Here is an 18,805-nt window from a genome sequence, read left to right as displayed (position 1 = left end):
CGATGCACGCACGCAGCCGGACACGGCTCACCGCACTTTCCGTCACCCTGCTCGCCGGCGGTCTGCTGACCGCCACCCCCGCCGAGGCCCTGTCCGGCGGCACGGTGGTGCCCACCGGCACCCACCCGTTCCTCGCCCGGATCGCCACCCCGACGAAGTCGTGCTCCGGCGCCCTGATCGACCCGTCCTGGATCCTCACCTCGGCGTCCTGCCTGACGGCGACCGGCTCGGGCGTCCCGGACGAGGCCGCGACCGTCGTGACCGGCGACGTCAACCTGAGCACCGGCGCGGGCTTCACCGCGAAGGTGACAAAGGTCGTGCGCCGCACCGACCGGGACGTCGTCCTGGCGAAGCTGGAGAACCCGGCGACCGGCGTCCAGCCGATCGCCCTGGGCACCACCGCGCCGCAGGCCGGGGACACCCTGCAGGTGGCCGGCTTCGGCCGGACCGCGACCGAATGGGTGCCCGCGCGGCCGCGCGTCGCGCCGTTCACCGTCTCGAGCGTCAACGGCGCCACCGTGGCGGTCTCGTCCGCCGACGGCACCGCCGCCTGCAAGGGTGACGCGGGCGGTCCCGCGTTCCGCGTCTCGGGCGGCACCGCCCAGCTCGTGGCCCTGAACAGCACGTCGTGGCAGCACGGCTGCCTCGACGTCACCGAAACCCGCTCCGGCGGCACCGAAACCCGCGTCGACGACCTCGGCGGCTGGATCCGCGAAAACACCGTGCCGACTCCGGTTTCGTGCCCGGCCGGGGCCACGATCTGGACCGCCCGCGCCGACGGCACCCTCTGGCGCTACGTCCACCTCGGCCCGGGCGACGGCGCGGTCAGCTGGTCGCAGCCGAGCGCCGCGATCGGCTGGGGCTGGGACGGCCGCACCCTGGCCGGCAAGGGCGGCACCGTCTGGGACATCCACCGCAACCACGGTTCGGGCGACCCGTACGCCTCCGGCGCGCTGAAGCGCTGGACGTACTCGACGAGCAGCGGCTGGAGCGGCGGCAACCAGGTCGGCAACGGCTGGGACCGCTACCTCACGGACGCGTACAAGAACCGGATCACCGTCGACGAGAAGAACCACATCTTCATGATCGACGACCAGGGTCAGCTGAAGTCCTACCTCTGGGACGACGCGACGGGCTGGTGGGTCAACGGCGCCGGCGACGTCCTCGACACCGGCTGGTCCCGCTTCGACTCGATCACCGCGGCCGGCGACGGCGTGCTGTACGCGCGCAAGCCGAGCGGCGAGCTGTTCCGCTTCAAGTACGACTTCACGGCCTCGACGTGGACCCAGAAGGACAAGCCGGTCGGCGCCGGCTGGCAGATGTTCAACGAGATCTTCTCCCCGGGCGGCGACATCCTGTACGGCCGCGGCAGCACCGGCACCAGCCCCTTCGACGGCCAGACCGGCCCGGTCCTGCGCTGGTACCGCTACTCCGACAACACCGACACGTGGGCCCCGTCGGGCCCGGACCACATGGGCGTCGCGATCGGCACGGGCTGGAACACCGAGATCCACGTGACCGCCGCGCCGGACTCCTGCCGCCTGAGCGGCTGACCCCGCCCCCTCATCGAGGAGTGTCCCGATGCGAACTTCATCGAGATTGACGGCGGTTTCGGCCGCCCTGCTCGCCGCGACCGCGGCGGGCGTCGTCCCCGCGGCCGCCGTCTCCGGCGGAACCGGGACCGACACCTACGGTTTCGCCGCCAAGCTGACCGCCGAAGGCCGCGCCTGCAGCGGCGCGCTCGTCGCGCCCGGCTGGGTGCTCACCGCGGCGAGCTGCTTCCCGGAGACCCCCCAGGGCGGCATCCCCGCCAAGGCCACGACGGCGCTCGTGGGCCGCCCGGGCCGCACCGCGCAGGTGACGAACGTCGTCGTCCGCGCGGACCGCGGCATCGCGCTGGCGCGGCTGAACACCGTGTTCACCGACGTCCCGGCGGTGGCGCTGCCGGCGACGTCGCTGGTGGTCGGCGAGCCGCTGCGGCTCGTCGGCTACGGCCGGACGGCCACCGAGTGGGTGCCGGACCAGCCGCACTCCGCGGTCTTCACCAGTGCGGCGGGGGCGGCCGGCACGCTCTCGCTGACCGGTGCCAACGGCGCGGACGCGTGCAAGGGCGACGCCGGCGGGCCGGTCATCCGCGAGATCGGCGGCGCCACCGAGGTCTTCGCGGTGGCCACCACGTCGTGGCAGCACGGCTGCTTCGGCGAGACCGAGACCCGGCAGGGCACCAACGCCCAGCGCGTCGACGACCTCGTCCGCTGGATCCGCGCGCAGGTGCTCGCGCCGACCGCCAAGGGCGGCAACCACAGCGTCACCGTCTCGTGGTCGCCGCTGCGCGCGGAGGACCAGGCCGGCTACACCGTCTACGGCAGCACCGACCCGCAGGTGCCCACCGACGCGGCGCACCTGCTCGGCCAGACCACGGCGACCTCGTACGTCCACACGTCGGTGCCCGCGAAGCAGACCTGGTACTACCGGGTCGTCGCGCGCCCGTCCCGGGAGGGGGCGAGCGACGCGACCGCCCCGGTCGCCGCCACGACGACCGCGCGTGCGGTCAGCGACTTCACCGGCGACGGCAAGGACGACATCGCCACGTTCACCCGCGCGAACGGCGCGGACGTCTTCGTGGCGGCGTCGGACGGTGCCAAGTTCCAGGGCACGTCCCAGCTGTGGCACGACGCGTTCGGGCTGACCTCGGAGATCCCGCTGAGCGGCGACTTCGACGGTGACGGCAAGGTCGATGTCGCCACCTTCACCCGCGGCACGCTCGGCGACGTCTACGTCGCGCTCTCCACCGGCACCAAGTTCGCCGGCAACGGGGCCAAGTGGCACGACAACTTCGCCTACAACAACGAGGTTCCCGCGGTCGGCGACTTCAACGGCGACGGCAAGGACGACATCGCCGTCTTCACCCTCGGCAGCATCGCCGACGTCTACGTCGCGTTGTCGGACGGCACCAAGTTCGTCGGTGACGGCGTCAAGTGGCACGACCACTTCGGCATCGACAGCGAACTGCCCGCCGTCGGGGACTTCAACGGCGACGGCAAGGACGACATCGCCGTCTTCACCCGCGGCTCGACCGGCGACGTCTACGTCGCGCTCTCGGACGGCACGAAGTTCACCGGCAACAGCGTCCAGTGGCACGACAACTTCGCCTACAACAACGAGGTCCCGGCGGTCGGCGACTTCAACGGCGACGGCAAGGACGACATCGCGGTGTTCACCCGCGGCAGCATCGCCGACGTCTACGTCGCGTTGTCGGACGGCACGAAGTTCACCGGGAACGGCGTCCGCTGGCACGACAACTTCGCCTACAACGACGAGATCCCCGGGGTCGGCGACTTCAACGGCGACGGCAAGGCCGACATCGTCGTCTTCACCCGGGCCGGCAATGCCGATGTCTACGTCTCCCTCTCGGACGGCGCGAAATTCGTCGGCAACAGCGTCAAGTGGCACGACAACTTCGCGTACAACAGCGAAGTGCCCGTCCCGCGGGCGATCGCCATCCTCTAGGGTCGCGCGGGCCAGGGTCCGGCTTACCGCCCTGCCGCAGCTTGTCGTGAGTGGTATTTAGGGTTCTAACCCTAAATACCACTCACGACCAGCCACGGCAGACCACCCGACGACCGCATCCGACCTGCGATCGCCGTCCCCTAGGAGACCGGGCCCGCCCCCGGTCTCCGGGGGCGGGTTACCGACTTCGGTAGGTTCCGAAAATCCTTCACGGCTCTTACGTTGAGCTGGTCGTCCCGTTCGGGACGGATATCCGGATCACCTGGGCCAACGTGCGCGTGACGGGCCTGAGCTCGGACGCCTACGGCGGCACGGCGATCGCCAGCAAGGGCGTCACCGGCTCGGCGTGGCACGGTGACTCGGGCGGCCCGCAGCTCTACAACGGCGTCCAGGTCGGGGTGTGCTCGACGGGCAGCAACTCCGGTTCGAACACGCAGGGCACGCAGAACTACGCGAGCATCGCGTCGAGCCGCAGCTGGATCCGCACCACGACCGGCGTCTGACGAGCACCACCGCGGGCCGGCTGCCCAGGCGGCCGGCACGCGGCATACTCGCGGCATGAAGTTCCGCACCCACGTCCTGCTCGGCGGCAAGACCGCGACCGGCCTGCCGGTTCCCGCCGACGTGGTCGAGGCGCTCGGCGCCGGCAAGAAGCCCGCGGTCACCGTGACGCTCGGCGGGCACACCTACCGCACGACGGTCGCGAGCCGCGGCGGGCAGTTCCTGGTGCCGCTCAGCGCCGAAAACCGGGGGCAGGCCGGGGTCGCCGCCGGGGACGACGTCGAGGTCGAGATCGCCCTCGACACCGCGCCCCGCGAACTCGAGATCCCGGCCGATCTGGCGGACGCGCTCGCCGCGGACGACACCGCGCGGGCCCGGTTCGAAAGCCTTTCCTACAGCGCGAAGCAGCGGTTCGTGCTGCCGATCGGCCAGGCGAAGACCGAAGAGACCCGAAAGCGGCGCGTCGCCAAGGTGATCACCGATCTGCGCGCCGGGCCCTAGTCACTCCACAATGGACGCCCGCAGCGCCGCCTTGTCCGGTTTCCCCGACGGCGCGACCGGAACCGCGCCGACGAAACCGAACCGCGCCGGCACCGCCGCCTCCCCCAGTTCGGCCGCCACCGCCTTGCGCACCTCGGCGAGATCCGGCACCCGCCCCGGCACCGGGACCACGAACGCGTGCGCCGCCTCCCCGGTTCGCGAGTCCGGGACAGCCACGACGTACGCCTGGTCGACGTCCGGGTGCGCCGCGATCGCCCGCTCGATCGGGCCGGTGTAGTGGATGATCGCGTTCACGATCACCACGTCGCGCGCGCGGCCGGACAGGTGCAGGTACCCGTCGGTGTCCACCGAACCGAGGTCCTGCGTGCGCACCCAGCCGTCGCGCAGCACCGCGGCCGTGGTCGCCTCGTCGCGCCAGTAGCCCGCGAACGCCGACGGCGTGCGGACCCACACCTCGCCGGCCCGCACCGAGATTTCCACTGTGTCGCAGGCCTTTCCGACCGAGCCCGGCCCCTCGTCGGCGCGGCCGATCGTCAACATCCCGGTCTCGGTCTGGCCGTACGCGTGGTGCATCGCGGGGCCGACCCGCCCGGCCGCCTCGGCGAGCGTGTGCGGCGGCACCGGCGACCCGGCCACGATCAGCGTCCGCAGCGCGCTCAGGTCGACGTCCGATTCCCGCAGCACGTCGAGCATCCCGTGCAGGCGCGGCACCGTGGTCAACGCCGCCGTGATGCCCAGTCGCGGCAGCACCCCAGGGAAGTCCGGCAGCCCTTCGGGGATCACGGCCGTGCCGCCCGCGAACAGGCACACCCCCAGCTGCTCGACCATCACCGCGCTGGCCAGCGACCCGAACAGCAGGTACCGCCCGAACCCCGTGCCCAGCCGCTCGTGCGCCGAGCCCGGCACCGGCCGCTGCCAGACCCGGCCTTCGGTCAGCGCGCGGTAGCTGTAGGCCACCCCCTTCGGGACGCCGGTGCTGCCGCTGGTGAACACGACCGTCGCGACGTCGTCCGGCCGCCCCTGCGGCACCGGCTCGGTGTGGCGCGCCAGTAGCGAAGGCCCCACCCGCAGCACCGGCACCGCGGCGCCCACCGGCTCCGCGACGTCGTCGGCGACCACCGCCGCGACGTCGCCGAGGATGTGCCGCAGCTGCGGCTCCGGCAGCCCGGGCCGCACCGCGACCGCGCGGGCGCCGAGCACGTGCACCGCGACCAGCGCGGCGAACCCCTCCGGCGTGACGGCGGTGGCGAGCCCGACGCCGTCGCCCGGGCCGAGCCCGGCCGCCCGCAGGCCCGCGGTGAACCGGCCGATCAGCTCCCGCAGCTCACCGCGGGTGGTCACCCGTGAACCGTGTTCGAACGCCGGGACCTCCGGGGCGCGCTCCAGCTCGTCCAGCAGTGCCTGCGGGTGGACCATCACGACCGCCTTTCGCCCGGGGCGTCCGGTTCTACCGGGCGGATCTCAGAATTTCGGCAGAGACGACCTGGTGCCGCGGGAGCGAGCGCAGCGACAGCGTGCCCGCGAGGGCGACGGCCGCGATCAGGCCGGTGGCGGCGGCCAGCGTCCAGAAGTCCGGGCGCACGATCGACTGCCCGCGCTCGGCCTGCCAGGTGAGCAGCGCGATCAGCCCCGCGTAGCCGGCGCCCGTGGTCCGGACCAGCCGGCGGCGGACGACGTCGGATTCGAGCACCCGGTGGCGGCGGGCCAGCAGGAGCAGCCCGAACGCGACCAGCGGCAGCACCTGCAGGGCGTGGATGCCGATGAAGTGCGGGATCCGCAGGTCCCCGCCGACCGTGCTCCAGCCGACCACCGGCAGCCCGGGGCCGCCGTCGTCGACGCCGACCGAGTGCGCACCGAACGTCGAGAACTTGCCGTTCGTCTCGAGCACCGCCTGCTGCGCCGGCGTGGGCGAGAACATCAGCGTCGCGACGTACATGCCCACGACGGCGAGCCCGGCGCCCCAGCGCAGCGCCGACCTCAGCGCGCGGTCCGGGATGCGCTGGAACAGCAGCAGCACGGCGACGGCGGCGGTCATCAGCCACGCCGTGTACGCGCCACCCGCGACGGCGTTGTTGATCGCGACGTCCGTGGGCGTCGCCTGGTTGAAGTGCAGCGTGCGGCCGCGGACGATGATCTGCCACACCAGCAGCGCGAAGTCCAGGCCGATGCCCGCGGCGAACACCGTGCCGAACCACCAGCCGGCCCGGCGGCCGCGGCGCACGTGCGTCAGCAGCCACGCCAGCGTCAATGCGTACAGCCCGATCGACACGGAGAACTTGAACGGCTTCAGCCAGATCGGCGCGTTGACCAGCGTGCGATCATCGACCAGGAGCCCGAGCAGCGAGACCGCGCACAGCACCCCCATCACCCCGGCGAGCACCACCAGCGGGCGGTGCCACGCGCGGAGCGTGACCAGCGGATTTCCCTTGTCTGCCATGCTCTCAAGCCTGGCTCGGCGGCGCCGCGCGGTCACTGGAGCGCACCACCGGCCCGGGGTGGGGAAGGCCTTACCGCCGCTCGCGTGGGTAATAGTGCCGTCACCGCGACCGGCAGTTGTGCCGTTTGACCACACAGGCCTCTTTTCTAGCGTGACTTTCACACCGCGCGGACCACCGCGCCAGGCGAATTCGCTTCAGGAAGGAGGTGGCCCGTCGATGTCCAGTCCGGGATTCCAGGCAGATTCCGCTGCTATGACGCGCGCCGTCCAGGGTTTCGAGGAAACCGCGACGAACGCCAAGTCCACGATGGCCAGCTTGGAGTCCGAGCTGACCGAGGCGCTGCGCAACTACAAGGGTGACCAGGCCGTGGCGTTCTGGGACCTCCAGCGGCGGCTCCAGGAGAAGATGACCGTCGCGGTGAAGGAGCTCGACACCATGTCGCAGCTCGTGCACACCAGCCACGCGAACTACGGCCGCGGCGACGCCGACGTCCACCAGAGCTTCCAGGGGGTCGGCAACTCCCTCGAGGGCTCGGGCGTGATCCCCCGCCTCAACCCCTGACCGAGAGGACGCCCCACCATGGCCGACGTCGTCGAAATCAATTTCGCCGCGCTGCAGCACAGCTCGGCATCCCTGGCCGCCAAGGCCAAGGCGCTCACCTCGCAGCTGGAGCAGCTGCACCAGAACCTCCAGCCGATCACCGCGACCTGGTACGCCTCCGGCAGCTCCGCCGGTGACGCGGCCCGCCAGTCGGAGACCCGGCTGCGTCAGGCCACCGCGGACATCGTCGCGATCATCGCGCAGTTCGGCGGCAAGGTCGGCGAGGCGCACGACCTCCAGCAGTCGCTGGAGAACCGCAACCAGGGCCTGTTCGCGGGCTGAGGCGCGCCCCACAGACGTCGGTCGGCCGGTGCGGGATCCCCCCGCTCGCACCGGCCGACCGGCTTTCCCCCTGTCCGCGAGTCGCGCCCAGAGAGCCGGGACCGATGCCAGACCAGTCGTACTACGTCCACCTGGAATCGCTGAAGGACTTCGTACGGGAGCTGGAGACCCAGATCCACGCGATGTCGAAACCGAACGACTTCCTGCTCACCCTCGGCGAGGAGCCGCTGCTGTTCGGCGAGTTCGGCGAGGCCGGGTCGCTGGCCGACGCCCACCGCGCCGCCGTCTCGGAGATGCAGGGCCTGCTCGACCAGGTCCGCAGCGCGATCGGGTTCGCCCAGGACGTCACCACCACGGTCGCCGACGGCTACCAGCACGCCGACCAGTCGGTGGCCGGGGACCTGCACGCGTCGGGCGCCGTCACCGGCCTGCTCGACCCGGTCCTGGGCCTGCTGGGCGGCGGAGACACGGACGGGAGCCGCAAGGGATGACGAACACCGCGCACACGAACTTCGCCGCGTACAGCCACCAGCAGCTGTACGCGATGCTGCAGGCGGGCGACCCGAACAGCGCGCGGCACGCCGCCGACAAGTGGAAGTCCGCCGCGCTGCACCTGCACGAGCAGGCCCACAATTTGAATGCGGAGCTCACCGAGTTCAAGGACCAGTGGACCGGTGGCGCGGCCGACCAGTACCAGCGGATGATCATCGACCTCGCGAACGGCATCTCGAAGGTGGCGCGGACCGCGGAGGCGATGAACGTGACGCTCGGCGACGCCGCCGACGCGCTGGTGAAGGCCAAGAAGGAGATGCCGCCGCCGGTCGCGGTGCCGGACGTCGCCCCGGCCGACGTCGCTCTCGCGGTGAACCCGCCGCTGCTGCCGCCGGACGCCTCGCCCGCCGTCGTGCAGGCCGCGGCGCAGCAGCGTCAGCAGGCGATCGCGAACGTCGAAGCGCAGCAGACGGCCGCGAACGCCGCGGGGTCCGCGCACGGCCGGGCGATCGTCGTCATGACCCAGCTCGCCGGCGAGTACTCCGTGGCCGAGGAGTCGATCCCGGCGTCGCCGAACGCCGTCCAGACGCCACCGGCCCCGCCCGCCGGCGGCGGTGCGGGCAGCGCCGGGTCGCCCGGGCTCGTCGGCAACGGCCTGACCGGCCCCGGCGTCGTCGTCACCCCCGCCGACGGGCACCCGCTGCCCGGCGGGACGGCGACGCCGCCCGGGACGACCGTGCCGACGTCGAACCCGCTGTTCGGCGACATGTTCACCGCCGGGCTCGCCGCGGCTTCGGCCGCCGCGTTCGGCCGGTTCGGCTCGATCATGCCGAAGGTGCCGTCGTGGGCGACCGGCAAGGATCCCCAGGACAAGAAGGACGAACCGCCGGGCACGAAGCTGGGCGGGGGCGGCGCCGGCGTCGAAGGCGGTTCCGGCGGCGGCATCCCGATCGGCGGCGGTGACGCGCCTTCGCTCGGCGGTGGCGGCGGTGTTCCGGTCGGCGGCGGGCTCACCGGCCCCGGCGAAGTCCCCGCGGCGCATTCCGGCCTGGGCGGCGACGGCGGCGCGGGCAACGCGCTGAGCGGGCTCGCCGGCGGTGTGGCCGGGGCCGCGGGCGCGGCGGCGGCCAAGGGCGCGATGCCGATGATGCCCATGATGCCGATGGGCATGGGCGGCGGCGGTGACATGGGGTCCGGGCGGCGGATCCCGGCGTGGCTGGTGGAGACGGAGAACGTCTGGGGCCAGTCGGCGCCGGTCGCGCCGCCGGTCATCGGCGAAGACGGCTCCTGATGACGGCGGCGGGCTATCGCGTGGCCCCGGCTCGCCTCGACGCGGAAGCCGGCGAGTCCGGCTCCCGCGCCGAGGCGCTTTCCGCGGCGCAGTCGGCGGTGGCGGGTGAGAAGCTGCCCGCCGCCGCGTTCGGCCAGGTGAGCGCGTCGGCCGCCGCGGCCAAGACGTTCGAAAAGACCATGAAGGAGCTGGGCGGGAAGCTCGGCTCGCACGTGACGCGGCTGCGGACGATCCAAAGTGGACTGGTCGGGTGCGCGGCCGGCTACCGGCGCGCCGACGCCCAGGTCGCGGCGATGTACCGGGCGCTGCTGCCCGAGGATCCGTTGCCCCGTGCGGGGAATCCCGCCGGGATCGGCGGCGCGGCCGACACCGGGGCGTGGGCGCGCGCGATCGCGGACAACCGCGGCAAGATCGCCGACGCGCTGACCGCCGAGCGCTTGCGGCCGGCGGCGTCGACCGATCTCGACGAAGCCGCGCGGTCGCAGGCGCGGATCAAGCTGTACGAGGACATCCTGGCGAACGATCGGCAGATCCTCCGGTTCGACCCGTCCGGGAACGGCCGGATCGCCGAGCTCGTCGGGCACATCGAGCCGGGCACGCGGAACGTCGGGCTGTTCGTGCCCGGCGTCAACACGCAGATGTCGAACTTCGACGCCTACGCCGGCCTCGGGCGCAGCCTGGTGGCCGCGGACCCGGCCGGGCGCACGGCGGTCGTCGTCTGGGCCGACGGGGTGTTCCCGCAGGGCCCGGTGGCGCAGGGGCCGGACGCGGGCTACGCGCAGGCGATGGCGCCGGACCTCAAGCACTTCGCCGACGACCTGCGCGGCGAGATCGTGAGCCACGCGGGTTCCGACGTCACGCTGACCGCGATCGGGCACAGCTACGGCGGGGCGACGGTCGGGCTCGCCGAGGCGCACGGCCTCGACGTCGACCGCGTCCTGCACGTCGAGTCGGCCGGCATGGGCCACGGCGTGTGGTCACCGGCCGACCTGCCGGCGAGCCAGGCGGGCGTCCAGCGGTTCTCGATGACGGCGCCGCTCGACCCGATCGTGCTCGCGCAGGGCGGCGCGTGGGGCCTGGAGTGGACCGGCATCGGCCACGGCGCGGACCCGGACGTCTTCCCCGGCGTCACCGAGCTGGGCACCGGCGACGACGCCGACGGCTCGCCGCTGTGGGGCGTGTCGTCGCACAACGACGTCCTGAAGCCGGGTTCCGACTCGTGGACGAACATCTACCGCGTCCTCACCTCGGGTGGTGACCTGCGATGACCCCCGAACTGAGCCGCCTGGCGGGCGAGTTGACCACGGTGATCGACGACGTCGCGGCGGCCTTCGGCGGCCTGCCGGACCGGACCCTCGACGGCGAACTCGACTGCGACCCGACCACCCCGGGCCACCTCCTGTGCTGGCAGTACGGCGTCCGCGTGGAGCACCCGGCCGCGCCGGACACCCGCCTGGCGTCGCTCCTCCCCGCGTTGCACCGCGACGGCTGGGAATCCCACGACCGCAGCACCCCCCGCGAGCAGATCACCCGCTTCACCCGCAACGGCGCGGACTTCACAATCCACGTCGCCGGCTCGGTCACGATCATCGGCTCAACCCGCCCCGTCCCCGCCTGACGTGTCGTCCCCCCAATCACGCGTGTCGACCCTCCAAGCACACGTGTCGACCCTCCAAGCACACGTGTCGTCCGTCCAGGTACGCGAGTTCGCCGTTCTGGTACCCGAACTCGCGTGATGGAAGGGTCGACTCGCGTGTTTGAGGGGTCGACACGCGTGATTGAGGGGTCGACACGGGCTACGGGGTGAAGCGGGTGGGGCGCCAGCCCCGGCGGCGGGCGCGGCGGACCGCCGCCACCGTCACTCCCGCGGCGGCGGCCAAGGCGACCCCGGCCAGGGCGATCGTGCCCGCCGGGACGTCGGACGAGCGGGACGGCGGGGCCGCGGCCGGGACCACCATCGGCGAAGATGCGGCCTGCGGAACCGCGCCGGGCGGTGGGACGTCGGCCGGCAGGGTCGACGACACCGCCGCGTAGGCGTCCAGGACTCCCCAGCCCAGCCGCGGGTCGTGGCCACCGGACGGCGGGCGGTGAGCCGTCAGCGTCAAGCGCGTGACGACCTGGTCGCCGGAAAGCGCCGGGTGGTACGCCCGCACGAGAGCCGCGACGCCGGCGACGTACGCCGCCGCGAGGCCCGGGTCGGTCACCGGCCAGCGGTGCGCCACCGCGCCGTCCGCCCCCGCCGACGTGCTCACCAGCTCCGCGCCCGGCGCCGCGACGCCGACGTGGTCCCCCGCTTCGGTCTGCACCGGCTCGCCCGCGGGGTTCACCGACCCGACCGCCAAGACTCCGGACGTCGCCGTCGGGTACGTCCGCGCGCCCTGCTGGGTCGCCGACGCCGCCGAGACGACCACCGCACCTGCCGAACGCGCCCGCGCAACCGCCCCCGACAGCGCCGGGCTGTCGGCCGCCGCGGGCACCGCCACCAGGATCACGCCCGCGCGCCGGTCCACGGCGCGGTCGATCGCGTCGGCCAGCTCGCCCGGGTCAGCGCCGTTGCCGGTGGTGTACCGGATCGGCAGGAGCCGCACGCCGGGCGCTACGCCGGCGAACGTCGTCGACGGATCCGGCTGCGCGCCGACGATTCCGGCCGCGATCGTGCCGCGGCCGTCGCAGTCGGTGCGCTCGGTGCCGGCGCCGCCTTCGAGCTGGCCGGGTGCGAACTGCGCATTCCGCCCGTCGACGCCGGTGCCGACGACGGCCACCAGCTGGCCCTCGCCCCGCGTCAGCGGCCACAGCCGCGCCGGGTCGACCAGGCGCTGGCCCCACGGGACTTCGCCGCCGTAGGTGCCGGACGGGTTCGCGCACCCCTGCGCCGAAGCGGCCGGCACGCCTGACACACCGAAGGCCGTCACGAGGCCCGCCACCGCAAGGACCGCCGGTAACCGCACCCGAACCCCCGAAGCCGAAAGACGGTGGCGGAAAAGGAATTCCGCCACCGTCAGTCTAGCCCGTGACGACGCCTCAGCGAAGGTCCATGCCGAGATCCAACGCGGGTGAGGAATGGGTCAGCCCGCCCACCGACAGATAGTCCACACCGGACTGCGCGTAGGCCTTACCACGGTCGAGGGTGAGGCCACCAGAGGATTCCAGCCGCGTCTTCGGCGAGACTTCGTCGCGGCGCGCCACCGCGCGGCGGCACTGCTCCGGCGTGAAGTTGTCCAGCAGCACCTCGTCCGCCCCGGCGGCCAGCGCCTCGTCGAGCTGCGCCAGCGTGTCGACCTCGACCTCGCAGGCCAGCTCCGGCGCGTGCGCCCGGGCCGCGGCCAGCGCCGCCGTCACCGATCCCGCGGCGACGACGTGGTTGTCCTTGATCAGCACCGCGTCGCCGAGGCCCAGCCGGTGGTTGACGCCGCCACCGCAGCGGACGGCGTACTTCTGCAGCAGCCGCAGCCCCGGCAACGTCTTGCGGGAGTCGCGGATCGCGCACCCGGTACCGTCCACTTCGGACACCCAGGCGGCGGTCGCGGTGGCGACACCGGAGAGGTGGCACAGCAGGTTCAGGGCCGTGCGCTCGGCCGTGAGCAGCCCGCGCACCGGGCCGGCCAGCACCAGGGCGGGCTCCCCCGCGACCAGCCGGTCGCCGTCCTCGCGCCGGGCCAGCACTTCGTACCCGTCGCCCAGGACCATGTCGAACACCGCGAGCACCACCGGCAGCCCGGCGATGACGCCGTCGACCCGCGGAGTCAGCTCGGCGACCGAGGACGCCTCGGCCGGCACCGTCGACGCCGTCGTCGCGTCCGGCCCGTAGCGCAGGTCCTCGCCCAGCGCCGTGGCCACCACGCGCTCGACGTCGTCGACGTCCAGGCCCGACGAGGCGATCAGGCGGCGGACGGGTTCGGAGATCGGGAACGTCATGCCACGCCTTCCAGGGGGATCGGGTCGGCCAGCACGGGCTGGCCGGACGGGCTGAGCCGGATGAGCTGACTGCGCCGCCGGCCGTCGTCGCGCGTCGGGAAGTCGGTGCGCACGTGACAGCCCCGCGACTCGGTGCGCCGGACGGCCGCGGCCAGCAACGCCTGCGCCACCACGGTCAGCGCCGCGTCCTCGACCGCCGCGTGCGTCCACAACGGAGTGTCCGAAAGCGACAGATCGAGCACCGAACCGGCGGCCGCCAAGCCGTCGGCGTCCCGGCCGATCGCCGCGTACCGGCTCATCACGCGCTGCAGGGAGTCGCGGTCCGCCGCCGGCGCGGTCGTCCACGACGGCAGGCGCCCGCGCGCGGGATCGGCCAGCAGCCCGGCCGCGAGGTCCGCCGCGACGGCCTCCGCGACGCGCTGCCCGACGACCAGGCCCTCGAGCAAGCTGTTGGAAGCCAAGCGGTTCGCGCCGTGCAGTCCGGTCCGCGCGACCTCACCGGCCGCGTAGAGCCCGGCGACGGACGAGCGACCGTCCACAGTGGTCACCACACCGCCGCACGAGAAGTGCGCCGCCGGGGTCACCGGGATCGGGTCCACGGCGGGGTCGAGGCCGATCGCCCCGCACGCCGCGAACACCGTCGGGAACCGCTGCGCGAACCCCGCGATCGAAGTCGCGTCGAGGAAGACGTGGTCGTCGACGCCGCCCGGCGCGGTCGCCATCCGCCGCGTGATCGCCGCCGAGACGACGTCGCGCGGCGCCAGGTCGCCGAGCGGGTGCACGCCCCGCATCACCGGCAGGCCGGCGCCGTCGACCAGGGTCGCGCCCTCGCCGCGCACCGCTTCGGTGACCAGCGGGCAGCGGCCGCGCGCACCCGGGGTGTAGAGCACGGTCGGGTGGAACTGCACGAACTCGATGTCCGCGACGGTCGCGCCGGCCCGCAGCGCGAGCGCGAGCCCGTCGCCGGTGGCGATCTCCGGGTTCGACGTCGCCTGGTAGAGCTGCCCGATCCCGCCGCTGGCCACCAGCACGGCCGAAGCCCGGACGACGCCGGGCACGCCGTGGCGGTCCAGCACCGTCACGCCGGCGACCCGGCCGCCCGGCGTGCGCAGCGCGTCGACGGCGATGTGGTGCTCCAGTACCGGCACCCCGGCCTGCCCGGCCTGCGCGACCAGGGCGCGTTCGACCTCGGCGCCGGTCGCGTCGCCGCCCGCGTGGATCACGCGGAACGCGCTGTGGCCGCCTTCGCGGGCCCGCGCGAGCAGGCCGTTCCCGGAAGCGTCGAACCGCGCGCCGTCGGCCCGCAGCCGGGCGACCGCGGCCGGGCCGCCGTCGAGGATCGAGCGCGCCGCGACCTCGTCGCACAGCCCGGCGCCCGCCGTGAAGGTGTCCTCCGCGTGCTTGGCGACGGAGTCGTCGAGGTCGTGCTGGTCTTCCAGGACCACGGCGACGCCGCCCTGGGCCCAGCGCGTGTTGCCGTCCGCGACGGCGGCCTTGGTGATCACCAGGACGTGCAGCCCGAGGGTCTGCGCGCGCAGCGCGGCGGTCAGCCCCGCGACGCCGCTGCCGATCACGACCAGGTCGGCACGAGCTTCCCAGACCGGGGTTTTCGCCCGTGGGTCATTAACCGGCGGCGTCATTCGGCGCCGCCGGGCTGCCCGATCTCGATCATCCGCTGCACCGAAGCCCGCGCGCGAGCGGCCGTCTCGACGTCGACGTGGACCTCGTCGAGGCCGTCACGCAGGCAGCGCAGCAGCGCCGCGGGCGTGATCATCTTCATGTACCGGCAGGACGCGCGGTCGTTCACCGCGCGGAAGTCGATGCCCGGCGCAGCCTTGCGCAGCTGGTGGATCATGCCGATCTCGGTGGCCACCAGCACGGTCTTGGCCTTGGTGTCGCGGGCCTCGTGGACCATGTCGCCGGTGGAGAGGATCTTGACCCGCTCCGGTGCCACGGCACCCTCGCCGGCCAGGTAGAGCGCCGACGTCGCGCAGCCGCATTCCGGGTGGATGAACAGGTCGGCGTCCGGCTCTGCGGCCGCGCGCTCGGCCAGTTCGGCGCCGTTGATGCCCGCGTGGACGTGACACTCGCCCGCCCAGATGTGGATGTTGTCCCGGCCGGTGACGCGCTTGACGTGCGCGCCGAGGAACTGGTCCGGGAGGAAGAGAACCTCCTGGTCAGCGGGGATGGAGGCGACCACGTCGACGGCGTTCGAGGACGTGCAGCAGATGTCGGTTTCGGCCTTCACCTCGGCCGTGGTGTTGACGTAGGAGACGACCACCGCGCCCGGGTGCTCGGCTTTCCAGGCGCGCAGCTCGGCGCCGGTGATGGAGTCGGCCAGCGAGCAGCCGGCCCGCGCGTCCGGGATGAGGACGGTCTTTTCCGGGGCGAGGATCTTCGCGGTCTCGGCCATGAAGTGCACGCCGCAGAAGACGATGGTGGACGCGTCGCTGCTCGCCGCGATGCGGCTGAGCGCGAGGGAGTCGCCGGTGTGGTCGGCGATGTCCTGGATCTCCGGGACCTGGTAGTTGTGCGCGAGCAGGACCGCGTCGCGCTGCTTCGCCAGGCGCCGCACCTCCTCCGCCCAGGCCGCGTTCGCCTCGACCCCGCTGCAGGGGGTGAGGTCTTGATCGAGCGTCGAAGTCATGCTGGCCCTCCTGGACCTGTCTCCGGTTTTCGCCTTACAATCGAAAACCGTGCGAAGTCATCTTAACACCCAGGCACCCCTGGCCCACGAGGTTTTGGGCGCGGTCCTTCAAGTGCGCTCGGACACACTGCGGGTGCTGCTCTGGCGGCGCGCGCTCGACCCGCACCTGGGCCGCTGGTCGCTGCCGGGCGGCCGGCTGCGGCCCGACGAGGACGTCGAGACGTCGATCCGGCGCCAGCTCGCCGAGAAGGTCGACGTCCGCCAGCTCAAACACGTCGAGCAGCTCGCCGTGTTCAGCGACCCGGACCGCGTCCCGGGGCCGCGGGTGGTGGCGACGGCGTTCCTCGGCCTGGTCCCGTCCGACGTCGACCCGGAGGTGCCCGAGGACACCGAGTGGCACGACGTCGCGAAGCTGCCGCGCACGGCGTTCGACCACGAGGCGATCGTGCTGCGCGCCCGCGACCGGCTGCGGTCGAAGCTGTCGTACACCAACCTCGGGTTCGCGCTGGCACCCGACGAGTTCACGATTTCCGCGCTGCGCGGCCTGTATTCGGCGGCGCTGGGGTACCGCGTCTCGGCGACCAACCTCCAGCGGGTGCTGTCCCGGCGGGGGCTGCTGGTGCCCACCGGCCGCACGGCGCCGCCGGGCCGTTCGGGCGGGCGGCCGGCGGCACTGTTCTCCTTCGCCGGCAAGGGCATGCAGATCACGGATCCGTTCGCCGTGTTCAAACCACCCAACCGGTGACCATTCTGCGGTGGGGACGTTCTGCCCTTACGGTGGACGCGTGACCGAGCCGGAATCGGAAAGTGCCGCGACGACGACGATCCTGCCGTTGTTCCCGCTTCAGACCGTGTTGCTGCCCGGCACCAAGCTCCCGTTGCACATCTTCGAACCGCGGTACCGGCAGCTGATGGCGGACCTGGTGAGCGGCACGGTGCCGGGCCGCGAGTTCGGCGTGGTCGCGCTGCGGTCGTCACTGACCCGTGAGGTTCGCGGTCTGGACCAGTTGTACGAGATCGGCTGCAGCACGGTCCTGCGCGAGGCCAAGCGCCTGCCGGACGGCCGGTTCGACGTCGTGACGCAGGCCCAGCGCCGCTTCCGCCTGCGCGACCTCGACTGCGTGTCGGCGCCGTACCTGATCGCCTCGGTGGAGTGGGTCGACGACGACCCGGTGACCCCGTCCGGCGACATGGCCGAGCGCCTGGCCACGGTCGCCCGCGCGGCGCACCAGCGGTACTGCGAAACGGCCTGGCGCAGCGACGACTGGCACGCCCCGGACCCGGACACGACGATCGCCGAGCTGGCGTACGTGCTGGCGGCGGACTGCCTGCTGCCCCTGGAGGACCGCCAGCGGCTGCTGGAGGAACGCCACCCGTTGCGCCGGCTTCGCATCGCCTGCCGGCTGCTGACGCGGGAGGCGGGCTTCCTGAACACGCTGGGCGCGGTACCGCTGCCCCCGGGCGAGCTGACCGACCTGAGCCGGCCGGCCAGCCTGAACTGACCCCGGCTCAAGCGCCCCCGGGCGGCCTTGGCCGCGTCAGACGAACACGAAGGCCACCTGGGGCGCTGGGAACCGGGTCAGGAACGGTTGTCCTCGCCGTTCCCGTTGCCGAACTTGTTCCACACCTTGCCCGCCGCGCCGGAAACCGCTTCGCCGACGTCGCTGAACACCTTCGTCAGCGGGTCCGTCGACGAGTTCCACGATTCCTTGTACGACTGGGCCGCCGCCTTGAGGTCGTCCTTCCAGTCGGACGACGGGGTGTCGGAGTCGCGGCGCGCGTAGTCGCCCGCCAGGATCGCGCGGTACTCCTCCGATGCCGCCCACTTCTGCAGCTGCGCCGCGCGAACCACCGCGAACGGGTGCGACTCCGTCTCGACCGACTTGAGCTTGAGGAAGCTGTCGCGGATGTCCTCGACCGACTCGTATTCCGCGGCCTGCTGCAGGAATGACGGGACATCGATGCGGGCCGGGTCGATGCCGCCCGCCACCTGGATCTGGGCCCGCAGCGCCGCCGTCGGGTTCTGGCTGCAGAGCAGCCCCGCCCGGTCGCACGACAGCTCCGCCTTGCGGAACCACTCGCGCAGCGCCGCGATGACCGCCCGGATGCCGAGCGCGCTGACCGGCGTCCACGACATCGCCAGCTGCAGGCTGATCAGGCGCACCATGATCGTGCGGTACACCGCGTGCCCGGACAGCACGTGCCCCATCTCGTGGCCGATCACGAACCGCAGGGACTCCTGGTTCATCAGTTCGACGAGCCCGGTGCTGATACGGATGAACGGCTCGTCCATGCCCACCGTCTCCGCGCGGATCCGCGGGTCCTGGAACACGAACAGGTTCGGCACCGCGGGCAGGTCCAGCGTCTCGGCGCACTCGTGGCGCAGCCGGTCGAGCTCCGGGTACTGCTTCGGCCCGACGCGGATCGACGACGCCAGCGCCATCAGCCGCTCGCCGCGCTCGTTGTAGAAGCCCGAGATCGCCTTGACGACCTGGGCGAAGCCGGGCACCGCGCGCAGCGTGGCGAGCGCACCGCGGTCCACCGGGTGCTCGTACGCGCGTGGGCTGATGCCGGGAAAGCGGACGGCGTTGTGCCGCGAAACCTCGATGTCCTCAGTCACTGATGGAT

General features: G+C 72.8%; 18 protein-coding genes and 1 pseudogene. 12 read left to right on the top strand and 7 right to left on the bottom strand.

The features are described from left to right. Positions 1-2 precede the first annotated feature (2 nt). From ACLJQF_RS14870 to ACLJQF_RS14855, 4 genes and pseudogenes are all read left to right on the top strand, one after another. Positions 3-1,553 carry a tachylectin-related carbohydrate-binding protein gene (locus ACLJQF_RS14870; protein ID WP_410609138.1) on the top strand — a complete coding sequence of 517 codons (1,551 nt, stop codon included), beginning with the start codon at positions 3-5 and terminating at the stop codon, positions 1,551-1,553. 28 nt (positions 1,554-1,581) lie between these two features. Further along, positions 1,582-3,510, top strand: coding sequence for an FG-GAP-like repeat-containing protein (locus ACLJQF_RS14865; protein WP_410609136.1), 1,929 nt, complete (start codon positions 1,582-1,584; stop codon positions 3,508-3,510). Positions 3,511-3,776: 266 nt separating this feature from the next. Next, a pseudogene (locus ACLJQF_RS14860) lies at positions 3,777-4,013 on the top strand (serine protease); the annotation flags it as partial. A 55-nt stretch (positions 4,014-4,068) separates the two neighbouring features. Continuing rightward, on the top strand, positions 4,069-4,512 hold the full coding sequence (locus tag ACLJQF_RS14855; protein ID WP_410609135.1) for a YdeI/OmpD-associated family protein: 444 nt from the start codon (positions 4,069-4,071) through the stop codon (positions 4,510-4,512). Here ACLJQF_RS14855 and ACLJQF_RS14850 read toward each other — a convergent pair whose 3' ends face one another. After that, a complete protein-coding gene (locus ACLJQF_RS14850) occupies positions 4,513-5,928 on the bottom strand; it encodes a class I adenylate-forming enzyme family protein (RefSeq protein ID WP_410609134.1) in 1,416 nt (471 codons plus the stop codon). Between the two features lie 31 nt (positions 5,929-5,959). Continuing rightward, positions 5,960-6,949, bottom strand: a complete 990-nt coding sequence (locus ACLJQF_RS14845) for a hypothetical protein (RefSeq protein WP_410609132.1) — start codon at positions 6,947-6,949, stop codon at positions 5,960-5,962. Between the two features lie 217 nt (positions 6,950-7,166). Here ACLJQF_RS14845 and ACLJQF_RS14840 point away from each other — a divergent pair, with 217 nt between their 5' ends. From ACLJQF_RS14840 to ACLJQF_RS14815, 6 genes are all read left to right on the top strand, one after another. Beyond that, positions 7,167-7,511 (top strand): WXG100 family type VII secretion target, encoded by a 345-nt coding sequence (locus ACLJQF_RS14840; protein WP_410609130.1) that lies wholly within the window; start codon positions 7,167-7,169, stop codon positions 7,509-7,511. A gap of 18 nt (positions 7,512-7,529) precedes the next feature. Further along, positions 7,530-7,832: a hypothetical protein gene (locus tag ACLJQF_RS14835; RefSeq protein WP_020644701.1), complete on the top strand. Its 303-nt coding sequence runs from the start codon at positions 7,530-7,532 to the stop codon at positions 7,830-7,832. Between the two features lie 104 nt (positions 7,833-7,936). Then, positions 7,937-8,323 carry a hypothetical protein gene (locus ACLJQF_RS14830; protein ID WP_086847144.1) on the top strand — a complete coding sequence of 129 codons (387 nt, stop codon included), beginning with the start codon at positions 7,937-7,939 and terminating at the stop codon, positions 8,321-8,323. Beyond that, positions 8,320-9,615, top strand: coding sequence for a WXG100 family type VII secretion target (locus ACLJQF_RS14825; protein WP_410609128.1), 1,296 nt, complete (start codon positions 8,320-8,322; stop codon positions 9,613-9,615). The genes ACLJQF_RS14830 and ACLJQF_RS14825 overlap by 4 nt, the downstream gene beginning before the upstream one ends. Further along, complete coding sequence (locus tag ACLJQF_RS14820; protein WP_410609126.1) at positions 9,615-10,883, top strand: alpha/beta hydrolase; 1,269 nt, start codon at positions 9,615-9,617, stop codon at positions 10,881-10,883. Before ACLJQF_RS14825 ends, ACLJQF_RS14820 begins: the two co-directional genes overlap by 1 nt. After that, positions 10,880-11,233, top strand: coding sequence for a hypothetical protein (locus ACLJQF_RS14815; protein WP_410609124.1), 354 nt, complete (start codon positions 10,880-10,882; stop codon positions 11,231-11,233). Before ACLJQF_RS14820 ends, ACLJQF_RS14815 begins: the two co-directional genes overlap by 4 nt. A 178-nt stretch (positions 11,234-11,411) precedes the next feature. Here ACLJQF_RS14815 and ACLJQF_RS14810 read toward each other — a convergent pair whose 3' ends face one another. The 4 genes from ACLJQF_RS14810 to nadA all read right to left on the bottom strand — a co-directional run bounded on the left by ACLJQF_RS14810 (position 11,412) and on the right by nadA (position 16,177). Beyond that, positions 11,412-12,503, bottom strand: coding sequence for a S8 family serine peptidase (locus ACLJQF_RS14810; RefSeq protein ID WP_410609123.1), 1,092 nt, complete (start codon positions 12,501-12,503; stop codon positions 11,412-11,414). A gap of 133 nt (positions 12,504-12,636) precedes the next feature. After that, positions 12,637-13,530: a carboxylating nicotinate-nucleotide diphosphorylase gene (gene nadC / locus ACLJQF_RS14805; protein WP_410609121.1), complete on the bottom strand. Its 894-nt coding sequence runs from the start codon at positions 13,528-13,530 to the stop codon at positions 12,637-12,639. Next, on the bottom strand, positions 13,527-15,170 hold the full coding sequence (locus ACLJQF_RS14800) for an L-aspartate oxidase (RefSeq protein ID WP_410609120.1): 1,644 nt from the start codon (positions 15,168-15,170) through the stop codon (positions 13,527-13,529). The genes nadC and ACLJQF_RS14800 overlap by 4 nt, the downstream gene beginning before the upstream one ends. Further along, on the bottom strand, positions 15,167-16,177 hold the full coding sequence (gene nadA, locus ACLJQF_RS14795; RefSeq protein ID WP_410609119.1) for a quinolinate synthase NadA: 1,011 nt from the start codon (positions 16,175-16,177) through the stop codon (positions 15,167-15,169). Before nadA ends, ACLJQF_RS14800 begins: the two co-directional genes overlap by 4 nt. Positions 16,178-16,289: 112 nt before the next feature. Here nadA and ACLJQF_RS14790 point away from each other — a divergent pair, with 112 nt between their 5' ends. Both ACLJQF_RS14790 and ACLJQF_RS14785 read left to right on the top strand, forming a co-directional pair. Then, on the top strand, positions 16,290-16,922 hold the full coding sequence (locus tag ACLJQF_RS14790) for an NUDIX hydrolase (RefSeq protein ID WP_410609118.1): 633 nt from the start codon (positions 16,290-16,292) through the stop codon (positions 16,920-16,922). A gap of 40 nt (positions 16,923-16,962) precedes the next feature. Further along, the gene (locus ACLJQF_RS14785; protein ID WP_410609117.1) at positions 16,963-17,679 is read left to right on the top strand and encodes an LON peptidase substrate-binding domain-containing protein; all 717 of its coding nucleotides are present in this window, start codon (positions 16,963-16,965) and stop codon (positions 17,677-17,679) included. A gap of 77 nt (positions 17,680-17,756) precedes the next feature. Here the strand turns inward: ACLJQF_RS14785 and ACLJQF_RS14780 are convergent, their stop codons facing one another. Then, complete coding sequence (locus ACLJQF_RS14780; RefSeq protein WP_410609116.1) at positions 17,757-18,797, bottom strand: M48 family metallopeptidase; 1,041 nt, start codon at positions 18,795-18,797, stop codon at positions 17,757-17,759. Between the last annotated feature and the right edge of the window lie 8 nt (positions 18,798-18,805).

The organism is Amycolatopsis sp. lyj-109, from assembly GCF_046548995.1.
Lineage (GTDB): Bacteria > Actinomycetota > Actinomycetes > Mycobacteriales > Pseudonocardiaceae > Amycolatopsis.
This window is presented reverse-complemented; position numbering and strand designations above follow the sequence as displayed.

Excerpts from the sequence above, each read along its gene's own strand:
- ACLJQF_RS14835 (WP_020644701.1), top strand. The coding sequence starts at position 7,530 with ATGGCCGACGTCGTCGAAATCAATTTCGCCGCGCTGCAGCACAGCTCG.
- ACLJQF_RS14855 (WP_410609135.1), top strand. The coding sequence starts at position 4,069 with ATGAAGTTCCGCACCCACGTCCTGCTCGGCGGCAAGACCGCGACCGGC.
- ACLJQF_RS14845 (WP_410609132.1), bottom strand. The coding sequence starts at position 6,949 with ATGGCAGACAAGGGAAATCCGCTGGTCACGCTCCGCGCGTGGCACCGC.
- nadA (WP_410609119.1), bottom strand. The coding sequence starts at position 16,177 with ATGACTTCGACGCTCGATCAAGACCTCACCCCCTGCAGCGGGGTCGAG.
- ACLJQF_RS14820 (WP_410609126.1), top strand. The coding sequence starts at position 9,615 with ATGACGGCGGCGGGCTATCGCGTGGCCCCGGCTCGCCTCGACGCGGAA.
- ACLJQF_RS14830 (WP_086847144.1), top strand. The coding sequence starts at position 7,937 with ATGCCAGACCAGTCGTACTACGTCCACCTGGAATCGCTGAAGGACTTC.
- ACLJQF_RS14800 (WP_410609120.1), bottom strand. The coding sequence starts at position 15,170 with ATGACGCCGCCGGTTAATGACCCACGGGCGAAAACCCCGGTCTGGGAA.
- ACLJQF_RS14870 (WP_410609138.1), top strand. The coding sequence starts at position 3 with ATGCACGCACGCAGCCGGACACGGCTCACCGCACTTTCCGTCACCCTG.
- nadC (WP_410609121.1), bottom strand. The coding sequence starts at position 13,530 with ATGACGTTCCCGATCTCCGAACCCGTCCGCCGCCTGATCGCCTCGTCG.
- ACLJQF_RS14840 (WP_410609130.1), top strand. The coding sequence starts at position 7,167 with ATGTCCAGTCCGGGATTCCAGGCAGATTCCGCTGCTATGACGCGCGCC.
- ACLJQF_RS14825 (WP_410609128.1), top strand. The coding sequence starts at position 8,320 with ATGACGAACACCGCGCACACGAACTTCGCCGCGTACAGCCACCAGCAG.
- ACLJQF_RS14815 (WP_410609124.1), top strand. The coding sequence starts at position 10,880 with ATGACCCCCGAACTGAGCCGCCTGGCGGGCGAGTTGACCACGGTGATC.
- ACLJQF_RS14865 (WP_410609136.1), top strand. The coding sequence starts at position 1,582 with ATGCGAACTTCATCGAGATTGACGGCGGTTTCGGCCGCCCTGCTCGCC.
- ACLJQF_RS14850 (WP_410609134.1), bottom strand. The coding sequence starts at position 5,928 with ATGGTCCACCCGCAGGCACTGCTGGACGAGCTGGAGCGCGCCCCGGAG.